Here is a 1008-nt window from a genome sequence, read left to right as displayed (position 1 = left end):
CGCCTATCGCGACACGCTGGTCGCGACGCTGGGTCTCAAGGACGTCCGCTCGATCAAGCCGGCGGAGGAGACGTTGTCGCGCGAGGATCCCGAGCGCGACCTCTGGTTCTCCGATCCCGACGCCTGCTGCCGCATCCGCAAGGTGGAGCCGCTGGCGCGCGCGCTGAAGCCGTTCGATGCCTGGATCAACGGCCGCAAGCGCTTCCAGGGCAATGCGCGCGCCGACATTCCGGTGGTCGAGGACGACGGCACGCGGCTGAAGTTCAACCCCTTCGCCAACGTCTCGCGCGAGGAACTCGATGCGATTTTCGTCCGCGCCAAATTGCCGCGTCATCCACTGGCTGCCTCCGGTTTCCTGTCGGTTGGGTGTATGCCTTGCACCAGCAGAACGGCCGAAGGCGAGGATGCGCGCGCCGGTCGCTGGCGCGGCCGGGCCAAGACAGAATGCGGCATTCACACGATGAAGACTTCGTAGCACAGTCAGGCTGCGACGCCGCGAACAAGAAAATCCGGTTCCGTTGACTTAAGCGCGTTTCGCCCCGAGTTATGCCTGCCATCGATGACGCCGATGTCGTCGAGGTGAATGGAGATGGACATGCTGCGCCGTATCGCTCCGCTCGTGGCAGGACTGCTTTGGGCAAGCTCGGCTCTCGCCGCCGACATCAACCTGTTGAACGTGTCGTACGATCCGACGCGGGAGCTGTATGCCGAGTTCAACAAGGCGTTTGCGGGTGCCTATCAGAAGGAAACCGGCAAGAGCGTCGAGATCAAGCAGTCGCATGGCGGCAGCGGTTCGCAGGCGCGCGCGGTGATCGACGGATTGCAGGCCGATGTGGTGACGCTCGCGCTTGCCTATGACATCGATGCGATCGCGAGCAAGGGCCTCACGACGGCCGACTGGCAGAAGCGTCTGCCGCAGAATTCATCACCCTACACGTCGACCATCGTGTTCCTGGTGCGCAAGGGTAATCCGAAAGGCATCAAGGACTGGGACGACCTGCTCAAGCC

Annotated in this window: 2 protein-coding genes; both read left to right on the top strand. The window is 63.2% G+C overall.

Going from position 1 to position 1008, the window contains the following annotated elements:
- Positions 1-475 (top strand): phosphoadenylyl-sulfate reductase (locus AC1D00_RS42720; protein ID WP_477014863.1); only part of this gene is annotated, 475 nt, incomplete at its 5' end.
- A 108-nt stretch (positions 476-583) separates the two neighbouring features.
- The coding region (locus tag AC1D00_RS42715) for a sulfate ABC transporter substrate-binding protein (protein WP_477014862.1) at positions 584-1008 on the top strand (425 nt) is incomplete at its 3' end.

It is taken from the genome of Bradyrhizobium sp. P2_E8, from assembly GCF_056403875.1.
The sequence above is the reverse complement of the archived record's forward strand: the minus strand, read 5'-3'. Positions and strand labels throughout refer to the sequence as shown.